The sequence below is a fragment of the Bacteroides faecalis genome, from assembly GCF_003865075.1.
Taxonomy (GTDB): domain Bacteria; phylum Bacteroidota; class Bacteroidia; order Bacteroidales; family Bacteroidaceae; genus Bacteroides; species Bacteroides faecalis.
Map to the genome: position 1 here is coordinate 179,011 of NZ_BHWB01000005.1, position 15,931 is coordinate 194,941.

A 15,931-nucleotide genomic window follows, 5' to 3' on the forward strand; every position below is an offset into this window, starting at 1 on the left:
CTTCATCCTTTTTAATTATCTTTGCTTCCAAACCATATAAGCAAAGATATGAGACCAATTGAAAGACTTGAAGAAACTTATTTCCCTAAAGGCATAGAGTTACTTGAATACATGGAGGAGGTAGCAGTACTTTATGTACCAGATTATGATATAGACCATGAAACAGGAGAACAATATATTTATGGTACAACCGCCTTGCCCTTATTCATAAGAAGATACAATCAGAATAAACTATATGGTAACTTCACATACGAAGATTATATAGCCAATGAGGACATACAAAATACGCTGAAAGGCTTGGGTGTTGATATAGATAAGTTTTGGTTTCTGCTTCTATTCATCTTTGACTATACTTGTGGAACGTGCTTAGATGGAATGAAAGCAACAGGCATTGGAATAGAACAGCTTACCAAATTTGCCAAAGCCATAGCTGACAACCATAAGGAGATTAACCAATTTGGAGTAAGTTTTAAGAAGCCTATTACAGTCTCTGTAAAGGTTGAAGGCAAGCATCAGATAGTAATTGACAATGCCAATGCCATAGGCTACTTGGCTACTACCATCATCAATAACCTAAAGGAGATAGAGGAACATCCTTGGATGCAGAGCCAACAAGTCAGCATGGACACCCATGCAGAAGAAAAGGAATCCGTTCAGATATGGCTGTTCTATAAGATGTTCAATGACTTCTTCAATTTATCCCCATACAATAAGCAGTTTAATGTCAGACAAAAGAAAGGAGGCACCATATCACTCAGTAAGACATTGCTCATATCAAGGCTTATCTACTTCACCAAGCTATCTAAACATAGTAAATTCTCAGATGATGAAGATGTCCTAAAAGGCTACATCAAGCAATATAAAGACAAGAGAATTAATACTGTGAATAGCATATACTTCTAATAACACACTGATAACCAATCAAGTCCTGCTCCGTACCATTAAGAGGGTACATAAAAGCAGGACTTTTTTTCTCTCTTTTAATCCTACCATTATATCCCATCTTTGCATCGTCAAAACGATAGCGGACGAGCTACCAATTTAGAGGGGAAATAAAACCACTCATTAATTTCTCTCTTTTAATCAGCCCAGAAGCCAGTAGCTTTGCAATATCAAAATTAACAAAAGCTGGAGCGCACCAGTCTAAAAACAGCAAAGAAGATATGATGACTATTTATTTTTATGGCAGCAATCGTGAAATCGTAGCAGAGAATGTAAAGAAGTGCTATTCAATGATTGAGAAATATGGCTTTAATGCTGCAATGGGTAAGATTAAGTTAGTTGGCAGCGAGGATTTAACAGGAGAGAAATTATTAAAGGTTTCCATTGTTCCTAAGTCCAATGCCAAACCTCTTTCAATAGACAACTGGATGCTGAATACAGAAGAGGTTACAGATGCCACTGAAAGAGCAGCAGCTAAAGCCCCAGTGGATGGACAACACAGGATGATAGCCATGTTCATACTGGAGGTAGAAGGCTATATTGATTTTAATGAAGAAGAAATGACTGAAACCATTAAGAAACCAGAGAATATGAGTTTGGCATTATTTACAGCCTCTATCAATAACGGCAGACCTTGGAATTACAAAGACTTTAGCAAATCAAAGTTCCAAACAGGAGACGAGAGAATTGATTATATTGAAGCACAAATTCAAGAAACAGGATTGAAGTCTGACGTAATCTATAGCTTTTATACATTAGGGCAACCAGAGGTTAAAGCTAATGTCGCCAAAGACCTTAAATTGGGCATAAATAGACTACCCAAATCTTTAAAGTTAAATGCAACCACCCAAGAGTTAGGCGATAAAGTTCTAAAGGCTTTTAAAAGCAGTAAAATCTCTGAATCTACATACGATAATGGAAGATTAGCAAAAGGATTTAAGCTGTTCTACAATGAATACAAACCAGAGATTAGCCAACTCCAGCAGTTAATCGCCATGATTAGCAAAGATGTGTGGTTTGGTAGTCAGAAGCCAGACGGTAGTGCAGAAGCCAAACAATATTACAAGAATTTTGAAAAATGGTTCCAATATATGAATGAGAGTAACAACAAGTCTGTAGAAACTGCATAACCAACTAACAATAAAGCCCATGTGACAGGTGGGCTTAATTCTTAACCAACTAAATAATAAAACAATGAACCCATATATCATACAATCCAGTTTATATTTAAGCACTATCTACGAAGCAATAATTGCTAAGCAAGAAATACTAAGAGCTAAAATGCAGCAATACAATGATGTCAAGCTCTACTTGTTCAGTTTCATTCTCCCAGAATATAGTTCTAATGAATATATTGCAAATAGCCTCAAACTTTATAATGAAAATGAACTGTTCCCCATTATTATAACTTCCATTACATATAAGGAAGTTAATAATCCAAGAATAGCTTTCAAGAATGAGAATGGAATTATACACTTAGTCCTATGTTTTGAACATAACAAGGAGGATTGACAAGGAGCAGGGAAATGTGAGAGGTTTCCCTGCCTACTTAATACTTCTGAATTGTGGTCTTATCATTAGTTCCCCACTTGTGGAATTACTACTTTTACAGTAGCACAGACAGATAATCCCACCACACAGATTGACGGACTACAAACTATTCAGAATATCAAAATGGAAGAATTTACCTATGAGCAGATAAGGGCTAAGGCTCTTAAACAGGGAATAAAAGATAATAAGGTTCATATTGGATTATGGGCTAATTTTAATAACTATCTAAAGACAAGGAGAAAGAAGAATGGAAAGGTTACTACCTATTATATCTCATTGCAAAAATTGGCTTATTGACAAGATAAAAATTGAAGCAGAGAGATTCATATTGTTAAATCTTTGGGGTGTGCTTATTCACTTTTTACTGCGTGTCTAAACACCCCCTCTCTACACTCCTACGCTACATTCCAATAAGACCCATGCAATGTCCTTACGGACACCGCACAGGTAATCTGTAAGCTGGGAGTGACTAAAATCAATGATATGTGGATTTATAACAATCATTTCTATAACAAGCTGAGCGAACTTAGAAAATCCAACAGGTTAAGTTCCTCTAAAGTGAGATTCTTATTAAAGACCAACCAAATCATTTTAATTAAACATATTGAGCGATTGCCTTATGAGTTACGAGAAATTACCATTCAAGGAGTATACAGTAATGAGCAACAATCTGATTCAGAAGTTAGGTTGTGCTGATGTTTACAGGACATATGTGTTACTATTGACAGCAGACAAATATACATTGACCACTGACACTACAATAGACCAACTTGCATCATTCGTTGGTGATAAACCTGCCAACTATAAAGGTGGTAAGAGTTCCAAATCATTCAATGACAAGTTAAGAGCCACAGGAGAAGTCAGCATACAGGATAAGGACAGTGGTAAGAAAGATAGGACTTGGACTGATTATATATTCTTTCCTGTCAGCTTTGGACATTACAGAAGAATTAACAGGGAGTTTTACGATTCATACAACAATACTCTGGATTTAAAGCTCAGAGGATTTATACTTAAACTGTTCAGTGCAGCAGAGCCATACAGTCATACTATTACCTTATCTGTAAGAATACTGAAAGAACTAATCCACATGGGACATGGCACTATCTCCAGCTACATAGACCAACTAAGGGAGATGGACTTATTGGATGAAGTTGGAGATTCAATCATTTTAAAGGCTAAAGGTTTGCTTATAGACCTACCCAAAGATAAATATGTGAAGGAAGTGAAAGCAGACTTTGAACACATGATAGCATTTAATGAGAGCAGAGGAAACCCCATTTCAAGGGAGTGCATGATTTACAAGAAGTACAAGGAGAATAATTTTGAGGAAGTAAAGGATATGCACGCTCTTATGAAATCATTATCAAGTGGATTGGTAGGCAGGAAGCAGGAAGTAAAGGACAAGGAAGAACTAACAGACCTATTTCTATGAATCAGCCTAAGCAATCATCAATAAGCGTACCATTGGCAGTGTTTCCAATTCTAAAGAGTTATGCACGAGACACCCCTATCCATATAAACGCCCCCTCATGGCTCTTAAATAAAAAGAATGCTTTAGTAATGCAGTCTGATAGCTGGCAGGAATAAGCATTCTTATTAATCCAAGAACAGGCACGATGCACTATTACCACTGCTTACCAATAATTTACTAATGCTCCTCATTCCCTTTGAAAGAATCTTTAGGGAAAGACATAGAACAGCCTAAGATGCAAACGAAGTAATTCACTTGTGTTTTAGGTTTGTTCTTGTTAAATCCATTCAATCAATAACCATTTAATTCAATTTCATTATGAGAGATTTAGTAATTATGCCAGCTATGGCACAGCGTAGAGAATCATTAAACATGGGTGAGTTTGCAGAAGAAGCAATCATTGTGGAAGAAGTTGCAGCACCCAAGAGAGTAAACCATTTCATTGAAGCCAACACACAGGAAGCAACCTTGCATCATCTAAAGCATGAGTGCATTACCCCTGTGTTCTCCAAAGACAACGAACTTACCATTAACCATGCTGCATTTGTGGAAACCATACAGGATGCAGCCCAATCATTCTTTAGTGGTGAGAGAGTGGAACAGGCAGATATTCGTGTGAGCCACATTATCAAAGGTAGAGTCCCTGAAGCTATTCATAAACCAGCTAACCAACTGTTGGAATCTGATAAGACCATTTATTATGAAAGGGCAGCATTCAGCATTGATGTTCCTACCATTTATGAAACAGTAGGTGGAAATAAGCTGAACTTGTCTATCGTAGGTGTGAGAGCTTATAATCAGATGAACTTATACAGCAAAAAAGTTCCAGAGTTGTTCCGTCTTGCGATTGGCTTCAAAAACCAAGTCTGTTGCAATATGTGCATCTTTACCAATGGCTACAAGGATGATTTAAGAGTGAGCAGTACAAGTGAACTCTATCGTGCAGCATTGGAACTGTTCAACAACTACAATCCTGCCAAACATCTGCATTTGATGCAACAGTTGGGCAACACTTCTATGAGTGAACATCAGTTTGCTACTTTATTGGGCAAGGCAAGACTTTACCAATGCTTGCCAACAGGCTATCAAAAGGCATTGCCAAGAATGTTGCTCACTGACACGCAGATTAACAGTGTAGCCAAAGCATACATTCACGATGATAACTTTGGTTGCTTTGGAAGTGAGCTTAATATGTGGAAGTTCTATAACTTGCTTACAGGAGCTAACAAGTCAAGCTACATTGATTCATTCTTAGACCGTTCTTTAAATGCTACTGAAATGGCAACAGGAATCAACGCAGCTTTACATGGTGACGAACGCTATAAGTGGTTCATTGATTAAATGAGCTTATTGATTGAGAGAGGAAAGGGCAGCTATTAGGTTAGTTGTCCTTTCTTTATTTCTACCAACTTATTAAACATTGTACATTATGGATATAGATTATACTGTGGGAGAAGTGGAACTGTCCTACAAACCAAAATTCAAAAGTCTGCATAAGGTAGCCAGTTCAGAGGATGCTTATAGATACTTGCTTCCTACCTATAAGGAGGGTACAATCTGTTACAAAGAATACTTCAAAGTTCTGTTCTTGAACCAAGCCAGCCAAGTTTTAGGCTACACTCTTATATCAGAGGGTGGAATAACAGACACAGCCGTTGATGTAAGAGTTATCCTGCAAGCTGCATTGCTCACCAATTCAGTAACTATCATTCTTGCACATAATCACCCAAGCGGTAATCTGAAACCAAGCAAGGAAGATTTAAGATTGACAAAGCAGGTCAAGGATGCAGCCCAACTTATGAGAATTACAGTTTTAGACCACCTCATACTTACAGATGCAGGATATTACAGCTTCGCTGATGAGGGAGAATTATAATAAGGTAAGGGTCACTCAATTTCTAAGTTGGGTGTCCTTATCATATTCACTTTGATAATTAGTGAATGTTCCTTTAGTAATCAATGAGTTAGTAAATCCAACTCAGAATTAATATTCACTTCTATTTATTTCATTATAAAACAGAACATTATGTCACTTAAATATTCAAGCACAACGGCAGACTATCTTGTTTGGTCTGATGCAATGAACCTCATAAGGAAGTTAGCCAAAGATGAGAATTATAAAATCTCACTTCTTATAGCTTTGGGATGCTTCACAGGATTAAGAATATCTGATATTCTATCTCTAAGGTGGAAGCAGATATTAGGTACTGACGAGTTTACAGTAATTGAGCAAAAGACAGGCAAGGTAAGGACTATCAGATTGAACCCACAATTACAGCAGCATATTAAAGAGTGCTACGAGCATATAAATCCAGTTGGAATAAATGCGCCAATTCTTATAAGTCAGAAAGGCACTATCTTCACAGTTCAGAGAATTAACATCATTCTTAAAGAGGTGAAGAAGAAGTACAGATTAAAGATTAAGAACTTTAGTTGCCATTCTCTTAGAAAGACATTCGGCAGACAGGTCTATAACATGAACAGTGATAATGCTGAACTTGCTTTAGTAAAACTCATGGAACTGTTCAATCATAGCTCTGTTGCCATTACTAAAAGATACTTGGGGTTAAGGCAGGAAGAGATTCTACAGACTTATGACTGTTTGAGCTTCTAATAATTGGGACAGGATTATTAAGATACATCTTTATAGTGGTCTGAATGGTTCTGTCCCAAATCAATAGAATATTGAGCTTAGGCACATCTAAAGTCCAATCTTGGCAGTTTGGCATTTCAGCCCTATAGAAGTAAGTCAATTCCATAATTTTACAGACTTTAGGATTATCTCAACTCTTATTAGTCATGTTACAGGTAGCACTTCTTGAATATCCAACAATATGCTGACTTAAAGACGGTAATTCAAGGTGGGTAAGAATGTTCAGAATTTAGTCCTTATATGGGGAGAAGTGAATTTGATACCCACATGGATTTGGAGAGTTCAGATGCAATTCTGCTTAAATACTCCATTAATACCCTGTTTAGTAACACAATAATTACTATTAATCCACACTTCATGCTTATTAATTTAGAACCTTTCATTATCTTTGCACCAATTCCAATGAACTAATGAGATAGGGAGTTGGAAGGACATATTTAACGAAAGGTGTTATTGAAATTATCTTCTACTGACAAATTCTCGCAAAATTTGAAATGGAGTGAAGATGGTAGCAATAGCACCCACATCATTTGTTATATACCTACCTTTTATAAGGTTTCTATATCTCAAACTGGTGTGGGGCTATTGTTTTATCCACTCCAAAGGCAATGCGAGAAGCCAGTCAGTAGGGTAAAACATATATAGTTCCCACACCTTTTTTATTTTAAATAGCTTATCCATAGGGAACAGGTAGGCATAATATCATTATTATGGAATTAGTTAATAGTTTAAGTGCCAAAAGTCCTCTATGCTATGATACAGGGTGTAGATTATATATGCCTTCATCATTCTTAGAGAAATCCTTTAAGTTACCATATATCGAATACACTACTAAAGGCAGAATAAGTAAGAAAGAACGAGAAGAAAAATATATTCTAAAAGAATGGGATAAACTTAGATTCTTATATAACTGCATGAGTCAATGTACAGACTTTTGCATATCTCAAGATGAAGTAGATTACTTATTATCTGATTCCTTCAAGACTTTATGTAACATATTTCAAAAAGCATACCCACCTGTTATTGATGAAGATGGATGCTTAATCATTAAATCTTTTGATGAGCCACCTAGAACTTATGTCCCTATAGCTAATCATGTGGGAGAATATTGTAGATATAAAATAGAATATTTTCCAGAAGAGGGTACATTATATGTTCAAACCACTAAGAAAGGAGATACTAAGAGTGAAATTAGAAATCTTAAAGTTGAATGCTCATTCGAGTTTTATAAATATCTACAAATATATTGGGGCATAGCATATATTGAATACCTGTCTGAAGGGGGTGAATATAATTGTTGCCCTAAATATGAAACACGCAGAATTTATGACGCTATAGATAGAGGCATGATTAGAACAATGAAATCAATATAATAACAATGAAATCAATTAGATTATTGGCAACCTCACTATTGGTTGCATTAAGCATGGGAGTTTGTTCCTGTGGGGACGATGAATTGGAGGTAAATCCACCTTTAACCAATGTAGAACAAATGTGCTTGGAATATGGAATTACAGACTATAAGAATATCGAATTGCTAAGTCTGTTTGAACATGGAAATAATACTATTATCAATTTAGGTCAAGCAAACTTCTCTGGACTAAAGGATGATAAGCTATGGCTTGCATCATTCAACGTAGAGAACAAATCACCTATTATTAATTGGACTGACGAGTTGCCATTTAACAGGAATCGCAGAATTTACAAAGGCTATGGAGAATATGAAGATGTTACGATTCAACAGATAACTCTGTTACAAGTAATGCCATTCAATCAAGACTTTGTCGCATCATTAAGTTACAGCTTTGGAAAAGACTATAGCTACTATGCCTTACTTTTCAAACAGAGTTCACAAACTAAAGAAGTTCAAATTAAAGAGGGTGGTTTCGGCATAGGCTTATGGTACGAAAACTCTATCATAAACAACAGATGTTGCTACTCGCTGTCTGGAGATACTATCTATGTAGCAGAGAAAGGTTTTGGATTTTCCAATAATGTAGGAACTCTCTATACTTCTGAACTTTTATCTTATGAAGAAGCAATCTACAGTCATAGAGATAATAAAGGCTTCTTCGTGGGTAAAAGAAGTTTTAAATTGGGAGAGGATTTATGGCATATCCAAGTACCACAGCTTAACGATGAACCTGCTGATGCCAAGATTGAGGTCAGTGTAGAAGATAAATCTACGCCAGTTTGGAAGTTCAATGTCAATATTACACATTATGATGGGGCTAAGAAGAATGTAACATTTGAAGTAGATACTGATAATGGTACAATCAAAGGACAGGATGATTATGCTTCCCTCATTATAGGTAAATGGAAGATGACAAGTGGTAATGCTGTTGCCACCCATGTAACTTATAAGAATGATGGTACATTTGAATACACAAGTACAGAAGATGGCTCTTATAACGAAGTGGGCAAGTACAAGATAGACGGTAAGAAACTCTATGAAATGTACAGTGATGAAGATGAATGGATTATCAATGATATCCTGTTACTTAATTCAATGACCTTATCAGTGCAGGAATTGGAAGCTGATGGAGTTACCCCCACAGGTCAGAAGTACTCTTATCAGAGAGTGGAATAAAGGACTTATTCATACTAAAAGTGAGCAGCATTTGAGAAAACTCTTATGCTGCTCTCTTCTATAACTATTTCATAAATACAAAATAGACAGCCAATATTAAGCAAACAAAGGCAGCTACATGATTCCAGTGCAAAGCTTCACCTTTAAAGAATACGGTTGTAAAAACTGTGAATATAATAAGAGTTATTACTTCTTGAAGAACCTTCAACTGCATCAAGGAAAATGGTCCTCCATTACCAATATATCCAATGCGATTCGCTGGAATTTGACAAGAATACTCAAGAAAAGCAATTGACCAACTAAAGGCTATTACCCCTATCAATGGAAGACCAGCAAACCAAGAATATTCCTGTTTCATCTTTAAATGACCATACCAAGCAAAAGTCATGAAGACATTCGATACTATAAGCAATAAAATTGTGTAGAGAGCTTTCATATTATTCTAATTCTACTATACATTATTATATATCAACGTAAAGTGTTAAATACCCAGTTGGGTTTTTCTATTTTATTATACTCTGCAAGTGCAATGCACCATGAGAACAATATGACTGTATAAAGAGGCCAGTTCGAAATAATTTTCATTTCCTGCAACTTCAAATGTCCGTACCAGGCAAATGTCATAAAGACATTAGAGACAATCAGTAATAAAATGGTGTATGTCGCTTTCATAATGTAAAAATTATATCAATCTATTTTATCCGGTAATAATTCATCCTGAACATTCGTCATGCTTCCCCAAAGACTGAATCGTGCCTCCGGATTCATTTTTTCCAACTGTCGTAGAATTCCTTTCATGTCACTTCGGCTGGATTGTGATTCATAAGGGCAATGCTTTACTTGCTTTCGATAATCATGTAAAGCAGCCAACTCTATTAAATCTGATTCATGCACCAAACACATCGGACGAATGATCGTCATATCAAATTTCTTCATCTCCAGTCGGGGTGGCATAGTACTGAAAGCTCCCTGATATGTGATATTCATCAAAAGAGTTTCAAGAATATCATCCATGTGATGTCCTAAAGCAATCTTATTACAACCTTGTTCTTTAGCAATCGTAAACAAAGCTTTCCTACGATTCCAGGAACAAAGGAAACAAGGAGACTTACGCGTATCTGTAGCAGGATCAAAAGAAGTCTCATACCGTACAAAAGGTACTCCAAATGTCTCACAATGCGCTTTCAAATATTCTGTATCACTCTGATAAGGAATATTTGTCATCACAACATGAGCTGCCACTATTGAGAAGCGTGGCTTATAAATACGGGCACGTTTACCCAACAATTCGACAAGTGCTAACGAGTCTTTTCCACCCGACAGACCAATGAGGATTTTATCTCCTTCTTCTATCAGGCCATATTGCACCACTCCTTTATTAAAACGCCGTTCAATACGGCGAATCATCTTCTCTTCCTCGGTAAATTGTGTCATAACTTCAAAAATCGGCTGCAAAAGTAAACGAAAAGAATGATTTAAAGAAGAATTAACATAATAGAATCTCTGAAAAAGAGTTTATTTCTAATAAATTTGTATTTTTGAACAGTTGATGGATTAATGAATAACTGACAACGATTGTCTTCCATAAATCTATCAGTTATAAACACTAAAAACAATGAAAAGAAAATATATTCTACTTTTAATTTGCAGTTTTTTTCTAAGTGGAATCTCTGCTCAAACAATAGAACAGGCTCGTGCCTTATATGCTAAAGGTAATTATGAAGAAGCCAAACCAGTCTTTAAGAAATATGTTAAATCCCAACCGTCAAATGGTAACTATAACTTTTGGTATGGAGTATGTTGTTTGAAAACCGGAGAGCCTAAAGAAGCAATTCCATATTTAGAGGTTGCTGTCAAGAAACGTGTTACTACCGGACAACTCTATTTGGGACAGGCATACAATGATAGCTATCAATTCGAAGACGCAATAGAATGCTACGAAGAGTACATTGAAGAACTGAATAAACGCAAAAAACCGACAGAAGATGTTGAAGCGCTTTTGGAAAAAAGTAAATCGGACTTGCGCATGTTGAAAGGTGTCGAGGAAGTTTGTATTATTGATAGTTTTATAGTAAATAAAACTAACTTTTTGGCAACCTACAAAATCAGCGAAGAATCCGGCAAGTTATTTACTTTCAACGAATTCTTCCAAACAGAAGGAAATCATCCGGGAACGGTATACGAAACTGAAATAGGAAATAAAATATATTACAGCGAGCAAGGAGAAAGAGGAAATCTAGATATATTTTCAAAGAACAAACTTGCGAATGAATGGAGTAATGGGCGTCCATTGCCCGGTAGTATCAACGAATCCGGAAATGCCAATTATCCTTTTGTCTTATCAGACGGACTGACTATTTATTATGCGACAGATGGTGAAGGACTAGGCGGCTATGATATTTTCGTCACTCGTTACAATACCAACACGGATAGTTATCTGACTCCGGAAAATGTAGGTATGCCGTTCAATTCTCCGTACAATGATTATATGTATGTGATCGACGAATACAATAACTTAGGATGGTTTGCTTCGGACCGTTTTCAACCGGAAGGTAAAGTCTGTATTTATGTGTTTATCCCTAACTCATCTAAGAAAACATACAACTATGAAGCGATGGATACGCAGCAAATCATCCGATTATCCCAGATTCATTCACTAAAAGAAACTTGGAAAGATGAGAATGAAGTCAATGAAGCTTTGCAACGTTTGCAAGAGGCAATTAATCATAAACCTCAGGAACGTCGTACGATAGATTTTGAATTTGTTATTGATGATAACACTACTTATTATCTGTTGAACGACTTTAAATCTCCTAAAGCCAAACAGCTTTTCCAACGTTATCAACAACTTGAAAAAGATTATTTGCAACAGGTAGACAAACTGGAGAACCAACGCCAGCAATATGCCCAAGCAAACAAACAAGGTAAAGATAGAATGTCTCCGGCTATCCTTGATTTAGAGAAAAGAGTCTTGCAAATGTCCGGAGAACTAGATACTCTTGCTGTAAGTATCCGTAATGCAGAAAAAACGAACTCTAAATAAAACAAAACTATGGATATACTAATTATCGCCGTTCTCATTATTGCCGCAGTGATACTATTTTTAGTTGAACTGTTCGTGATCCCAGGTATTAGCCTGGCAGGTATTTCAGCACTTGTCTGTATTGTCTACGCCAACTTCTATGCGTTTGCAAATCTGGGCATGGCGGCCGGATTTATCACTTTAGGAATATCGGCAGTAACTTGTATCGGCTCTTTGGTCTGGTTCATGCGATCAAAGATGTTGGACAAACTGGCTTTGAAAAAAAACATCGACTCTACTATAGACCGTAGTGCAGAAAAAAGAATAAAAGTGGGTGATACTGGAATCAGTACAACTCGTCTGGCACAAATCGGCTATGCCGACATTGACGGCAACATTGTAGAAGTAAAATCAATGGATGGTTTCCTTAATGAGAAAACTCCGATCATTGTCAGCCGGATTACCGATGGTACAATCATGGTTGAGAAGCTAAAAAACTAAATATTCACTTTAATACAAACTATCAATGGACACATCTTTTTATTTGCCTATCTTTCTGATAGTCGGAGGTATTATCTTCGTGATAATATTTTTCCATTACGTGCCGTTCTTCCTTTGGTTGTCGGCCAAAGTATCCGGAGTTAATATCTCGCTGATACAGCTATTTTTAATGCGTATCCGTAACGTTCCTCCTTATATTCTCGTTCCGGGAATGATTGAAGCTCATAAAGCGGGACTGAAAAATATTACGCGAGACGAACTGGAAGCTCACTACCTGGCGGGCGGCCACGTAGAAAAGGTAGTACATGCCTTGGTATCTGCATCGAAAGCTAATATTGAATTACCTTTCCAAATGGCTACTGCTATTGACTTGGCTGGACGTGACGTATTCGAAGCCGTACAAATGTCTGTAAACCCGAAAGTTATTGATACTCCTCCTGTAACAGCTGTTGCAAAAGATGGTATCCAGTTGATTGCCAAAGCACGTGTAACAGTACGTGCCAACATCCGCCAGTTAGTCGGTGGCGCCGGTGAAGATACAATTCTTGCCCGCGTAGGTGAAGGGATCGTTTCTTCTATCGGTTCTTCTGAAAGTCACAAGTCAGTACTCGAAAATCCGGATTCTATTTCCAAACTTGTACTTCGTAAAGGTTTGGATGCAGGTACTGCTTTCGAAATTCTATCCATTGATATTGCGGATATTGATATAGGTAAAAATATCGGTGCTGCTTTACAAATCGATCAGGCTAATGCTGACAAGAATATTGCTCAGGCTAAAGCTGAAGAACGTCGTGCCATGGCTGTTGCTTCCGAACAGGAAATGAAAGCTAAGGCTCAGGAAGCTCGTGCAAAAGTGATCGAGGCAGAAGCAGAAGTTCCGAAAGCAATGGCAGAAGCTTTCCGTAGTGGTAATCTGGGAATTATGGATTATTATCGGATGAAAAATATCGAAGCTGATACTTCAATGCGCGAAAATATTGCAAAACCAACTTCTAGTGGCAATACGAATCAACCATTGAGTAAATAAGAGACTTCTCTTTGGCAAAAGAGATAAGGAAAGTGGAAATTTACTACTGATATTCTAAGAAAACTTTTCTTGGTCAGGATTGTTCTTATTTTATAGAACACAAGTAAAAGTTCCACTAAAATATAAACTATAGCTTTGGGAACTGATTAAAAAAAGAATCTTTTAGCCCTCTCTTGCGAGCAGTAAAGGGAGTAAGATGAAGTTTCTAACTTTTTAGCCAGTTCCCAAATGTTTTAAATCATAACATTATGAAAAAGTACTTTCCATCCTCAGAACTGATTATCAACGAAGACGGTTCAGTATTCCATCTTCATGTAAAGCCCGAATGGTTGGCTGACAAAGTAATCCTGGTAGGTGATCCCGGCCGCGTAGCACTCGTAGCTTCTCATTTCGAAAACAAAGAATGCGAAGTGGAAAGCCGCGAGTTTAAAACTGTTACCGGAACTTATAAGGGAAAACGAATAACAGTGGTATCTACGGGAATCGGTTGCGATAACATAGATATAGTGATGAATGAACTAGACGCTCTCGCCAATATCAACTTTGAAACCCGGGAAGAAAAGGATGAATTCCGCCAGCTAGAATTAGTACGTATCGGTACTTGTGGTGGTTTACAGCCTAATACTCCGGTAGGAACGTTCATTTGTTCACAGAAATCTATTGGATTTGACGGACTTTTGAATTTCTATGCTGGACGTAATGCAGTATGTGATCTTCCTTTTGAACGTACTTTCATCAACCATATGGGATGGTCAGGCAATATATGTGCTCCGGCTCCTTATGTTATTGACGCCAGCGAAGAATTGATCGAACGAATCGCTAAAGATGATATGGTACGTGGTGTCACAATTGCTGCCGGAGGATTCTTTGGTCCGCAAGGACGTGAATTACGTATCCCTTTAGCAGATCCCAAGCAAAATGATAAAATTGAAGCATTTGAATACAAAGGTTTTAAGATTACCAATTTCGAAATGGAAAGTTCAGCACTGGCAGGGCTTAGTCGCTTAATGGGCCATAAAGCGATGACTGTTTGTATGGTAATAGCCAACCGACTGATAAAAGAAGCAAATACTGGTTATAAAAATACAATCGACATATTGGTAAAAACAGTTTTGGATAGAATCTAGAATTAAGAATGACTCTTAAAGTTGTTAAGAATATCTTTGTCCTTCTATAGATGTGTATAAATGAAAATATAAGTACTCTTTCAAAATTAGTTTGCTATATACGAATGATCTTCGATAGTATCTTTTCATTCAAAGCGGAGTGAAGAATCTCCTCTTCTTCATATACAAAGAAGAGATTCTTCTTCCCTATGGTCATCTGACTATACCTTAATATTAAAATCAAAAGATGTTTTGAGCAAGGCTAATGACAGATACTATAATTGACCATAGTATTAATTATGATGTACTACTTAGCTTAATAACTTGACTTATGGCAGACTTCCACCGGATTTCTTAAAAATAAGGTGAGTCTGTTTCAAAAGAATCAATAGCCAATTGTAAACCGTTCCTGATGATGTTGAGGAAATTCTAATTCATCAATCATTGCCGCTGCATAGTCTTCTACAGAAATATGACTATTGCCTACAATATCCACAATCATATCATCTTTTCCTAAACGGTAACGTCCGGTACGTACTCCCGATTTCATATCAGCTGCCGGAGAGAAAAACACCCAATCCACTTCCTTTTCCTTTTTCAAGAATTTCAAATAGAATTCGCCTAAAGCTTTTACTCCTGGTAAAATATTCTCCGGCACCTCTCCCGAATCCATCAACCGCAATCCCGGAGCAATAAACAATGAACCGGCTCCGCCTACCATCAGAAAACGATCCACTCCCGCTTTCTTCACTCCATCAATAATAGTCAGATAAACTTTTATGGTTTCTTCATATATATTGGGATTATTCCATCCCGGATTAAATGCACTGATCACAGCATCAGCTCCTTTGCATACTTTGCACACCTCCTCCAGCGAAGACACATCTGCTTTCACCACTTTCAGTTTCTCATTCTCAATTTTTATCTTTTCCGGATGACGAACTACGGCTGTTACTTCGAAATCACGATTCAAAGCCTCATTCAGAAGGGCAGATCCGACAAAACCACTAGCACCTATGAGGACGATTTTTTTCACTTTCTTCATATTCCAACAAAAATTAGATT

16 protein-coding genes and 1 pseudogene are annotated in these 15,931 nt (G+C 37.0%); 13 read left to right on the forward strand and 4 right to left on the reverse strand.

The genetic code is table 11. The features are described 5' to 3' along the window. Window positions 1–48 precede the first annotated feature (48 nt). The 9 genes from EJF25_RS10795 (at window position 49) to EJF25_RS10850 (ending at window position 9,210) form a co-directional block, all read left to right on the forward strand. On the forward strand, window positions 49–903 hold the full coding sequence (locus EJF25_RS10795; protein WP_005924449.1) for a hypothetical protein: 855 nt from the start codon (window positions 49–51) through the stop codon (window positions 901–903). 260 nt (window positions 904–1,163) lie between these two features. Then, window positions 1,164–2,072: a hypothetical protein gene (locus EJF25_RS10805; RefSeq protein WP_005924455.1), complete on the forward strand. Its 909-nt coding sequence runs from the start codon at window positions 1,164–1,166 to the stop codon at window positions 2,070–2,072. A gap of 544 nt (window positions 2,073–2,616) precedes the next feature. Then, window positions 2,617–2,790 (forward strand): hypothetical protein, encoded by a 174-nt coding sequence (locus EJF25_RS25085; protein WP_167332510.1) that lies wholly within the window; start codon window positions 2,617–2,619, stop codon window positions 2,788–2,790. 322 nt (window positions 2,791–3,112) lie between these two features. After that, complete coding sequence (locus EJF25_RS10820) at window positions 3,113–3,928, forward strand: hypothetical protein (protein ID WP_125041141.1); 816 nt, start codon at window positions 3,113–3,115, stop codon at window positions 3,926–3,928. A 357-nt stretch (window positions 3,929–4,285) separates the two neighbouring features. Then, window positions 4,286–5,308, forward strand: a complete 1,023-nt coding sequence (locus EJF25_RS10825) for a DUF3871 family protein (protein WP_125041142.1) — start codon at window positions 4,286–4,288, stop codon at window positions 5,306–5,308. 88 nt (window positions 5,309–5,396) lie between these two features. Beyond that, window positions 5,397–5,843: a JAB domain-containing protein gene (locus EJF25_RS10830; protein WP_125041143.1), complete on the forward strand. Its 447-nt coding sequence runs from the start codon at window positions 5,397–5,399 to the stop codon at window positions 5,841–5,843. Between the two features lie 150 nt (window positions 5,844–5,993). Further along, a complete protein-coding gene (locus tag EJF25_RS10835) occupies window positions 5,994–6,581 on the forward strand; it encodes a tyrosine-type recombinase/integrase (RefSeq protein WP_087321666.1) in 588 nt (195 codons plus the stop codon). Window positions 6,582–7,330: 749 nt separating this feature from the next. Further along, on the forward strand, window positions 7,331–7,993 hold the full coding sequence (locus tag EJF25_RS10845; protein WP_005924471.1) for a hypothetical protein: 663 nt from the start codon (window positions 7,331–7,333) through the stop codon (window positions 7,991–7,993). A gap of 5 nt (window positions 7,994–7,998) precedes the next feature. After that, a complete protein-coding gene (locus tag EJF25_RS10850; protein ID WP_005924472.1) occupies window positions 7,999–9,210 on the forward strand; it encodes a hypothetical protein in 1,212 nt (403 codons plus the stop codon). A 64-nt stretch (window positions 9,211–9,274) separates the two neighbouring features. Here the strand turns inward: EJF25_RS10850 and EJF25_RS10855 are convergent, their stop codons facing one another. The 3 genes and pseudogenes from EJF25_RS10855 to EJF25_RS10865 all read right to left on the reverse strand — a co-directional run bounded on the left by EJF25_RS10855 (window position 9,275) and on the right by EJF25_RS10865 (window position 10,644). Further along, window positions 9,275–9,646 carry a DMT family protein gene (locus tag EJF25_RS10855; RefSeq protein ID WP_125041144.1) on the reverse strand — a complete coding sequence of 124 codons (372 nt, stop codon included), beginning with the start codon at window positions 9,644–9,646 and terminating at the stop codon, window positions 9,275–9,277. A 77-nt stretch (window positions 9,647–9,723) separates the two neighbouring features. Then, a pseudogene (locus EJF25_RS10860) lies at window positions 9,724–9,882 on the reverse strand (DMT family protein); the annotation flags it as partial. A 15-nt stretch (window positions 9,883–9,897) separates the two neighbouring features. Next, the gene (locus EJF25_RS10865; RefSeq protein WP_125041146.1) at window positions 9,898–10,644 is read right to left on the reverse strand and encodes a PP-loop family protein; all 747 of its coding nucleotides are present in this window, start codon (window positions 10,642–10,644) and stop codon (window positions 9,898–9,900) included. A 181-nt stretch (window positions 10,645–10,825) separates the two neighbouring features. On the opposite strand from EJF25_RS10865, the gene EJF25_RS10870 reads away from it, so the two are divergent. The 4 genes from EJF25_RS10870 to EJF25_RS10885 all read left to right on the forward strand — a co-directional run bounded on the left by EJF25_RS10870 (window position 10,826) and on the right by EJF25_RS10885 (window position 14,887). Then, the gene (locus EJF25_RS10870; protein WP_125041147.1) at window positions 10,826–12,253 is read left to right on the forward strand and encodes a tetratricopeptide repeat protein; all 1,428 of its coding nucleotides are present in this window, start codon (window positions 10,826–10,828) and stop codon (window positions 12,251–12,253) included. A gap of 9 nt (window positions 12,254–12,262) precedes the next feature. Further along, a complete protein-coding gene (locus EJF25_RS10875; protein WP_125041148.1) occupies window positions 12,263–12,733 on the forward strand; it encodes an NfeD family protein in 471 nt (156 codons plus the stop codon). Window positions 12,734–12,758: 25 nt separating this feature from the next. Beyond that, a complete protein-coding gene (gene floA / locus EJF25_RS10880; RefSeq protein ID WP_125041149.1) occupies window positions 12,759–13,760 on the forward strand; it encodes a flotillin-like protein FloA in 1,002 nt (333 codons plus the stop codon). 248 nt (window positions 13,761–14,008) lie between these two features. Continuing rightward, window positions 14,009–14,887, forward strand: a complete 879-nt coding sequence (locus EJF25_RS10885; RefSeq protein WP_125041150.1) for a nucleoside phosphorylase — start codon at window positions 14,009–14,011, stop codon at window positions 14,885–14,887. 364 nt (window positions 14,888–15,251) lie between these two features. Here the strand turns inward: EJF25_RS10885 and EJF25_RS10890 are convergent, their stop codons facing one another. Beyond that, window positions 15,252–15,911 carry an NAD(P)-dependent oxidoreductase gene (locus tag EJF25_RS10890; RefSeq protein ID WP_125041151.1) on the reverse strand — a complete coding sequence of 220 codons (660 nt, stop codon included), beginning with the start codon at window positions 15,909–15,911 and terminating at the stop codon, window positions 15,252–15,254. Window positions 15,912–15,931 lie beyond the last annotated feature (20 nt).

Coding starts and splice junctions, on each gene's coding strand:
- EJF25_RS10795 (WP_005924449.1), top strand. CDS start 49: ATGAGACCAATTGAAAGACTTGAAGAAACTTATTTCCCTAAAGGCATA.
- EJF25_RS10805 (WP_005924455.1), top strand. CDS start 1,164: ATGATGACTATTTATTTTTATGGCAGCAATCGTGAAATCGTAGCAGAG.
- EJF25_RS25085 (WP_167332510.1), top strand. CDS start 2,617: ATGGAAGAATTTACCTATGAGCAGATAAGGGCTAAGGCTCTTAAACAG.
- EJF25_RS10820 (WP_125041141.1), top strand. CDS start 3,113: ATGAGTTACGAGAAATTACCATTCAAGGAGTATACAGTAATGAGCAAC.
- EJF25_RS10825 (WP_125041142.1), top strand. CDS start 4,286: ATGAGAGATTTAGTAATTATGCCAGCTATGGCACAGCGTAGAGAATCA.
- EJF25_RS10830 (WP_125041143.1), top strand. CDS start 5,397: ATGGATATAGATTATACTGTGGGAGAAGTGGAACTGTCCTACAAACCA.
- EJF25_RS10835 (WP_087321666.1), top strand. CDS start 5,994: ATGTCACTTAAATATTCAAGCACAACGGCAGACTATCTTGTTTGGTCT.
- EJF25_RS10845 (WP_005924471.1), top strand. CDS start 7,331: ATGGAATTAGTTAATAGTTTAAGTGCCAAAAGTCCTCTATGCTATGAT.
- EJF25_RS10850 (WP_005924472.1), top strand. CDS start 7,999: ATGAAATCAATTAGATTATTGGCAACCTCACTATTGGTTGCATTAAGC.
- EJF25_RS10855 (WP_125041144.1), bottom strand. CDS start 9,646: ATGAAAGCTCTCTACACAATTTTATTGCTTATAGTATCGAATGTCTTC.
- EJF25_RS10865 (WP_125041146.1), bottom strand. CDS start 10,644: ATGACACAATTTACCGAGGAAGAGAAGATGATTCGCCGTATTGAACGG.
- EJF25_RS10870 (WP_125041147.1), top strand. CDS start 10,826: ATGAAAAGAAAATATATTCTACTTTTAATTTGCAGTTTTTTTCTAAGT.
- EJF25_RS10875 (WP_125041148.1), top strand. CDS start 12,263: ATGGATATACTAATTATCGCCGTTCTCATTATTGCCGCAGTGATACTA.
- floA (WP_125041149.1), top strand. CDS start 12,759: ATGGACACATCTTTTTATTTGCCTATCTTTCTGATAGTCGGAGGTATT.
- EJF25_RS10885 (WP_125041150.1), top strand. CDS start 14,009: ATGAAAAAGTACTTTCCATCCTCAGAACTGATTATCAACGAAGACGGT.
- EJF25_RS10890 (WP_125041151.1), bottom strand. CDS start 15,911: ATGAAGAAAGTGAAAAAAATCGTCCTCATAGGTGCTAGTGGTTTTGTC.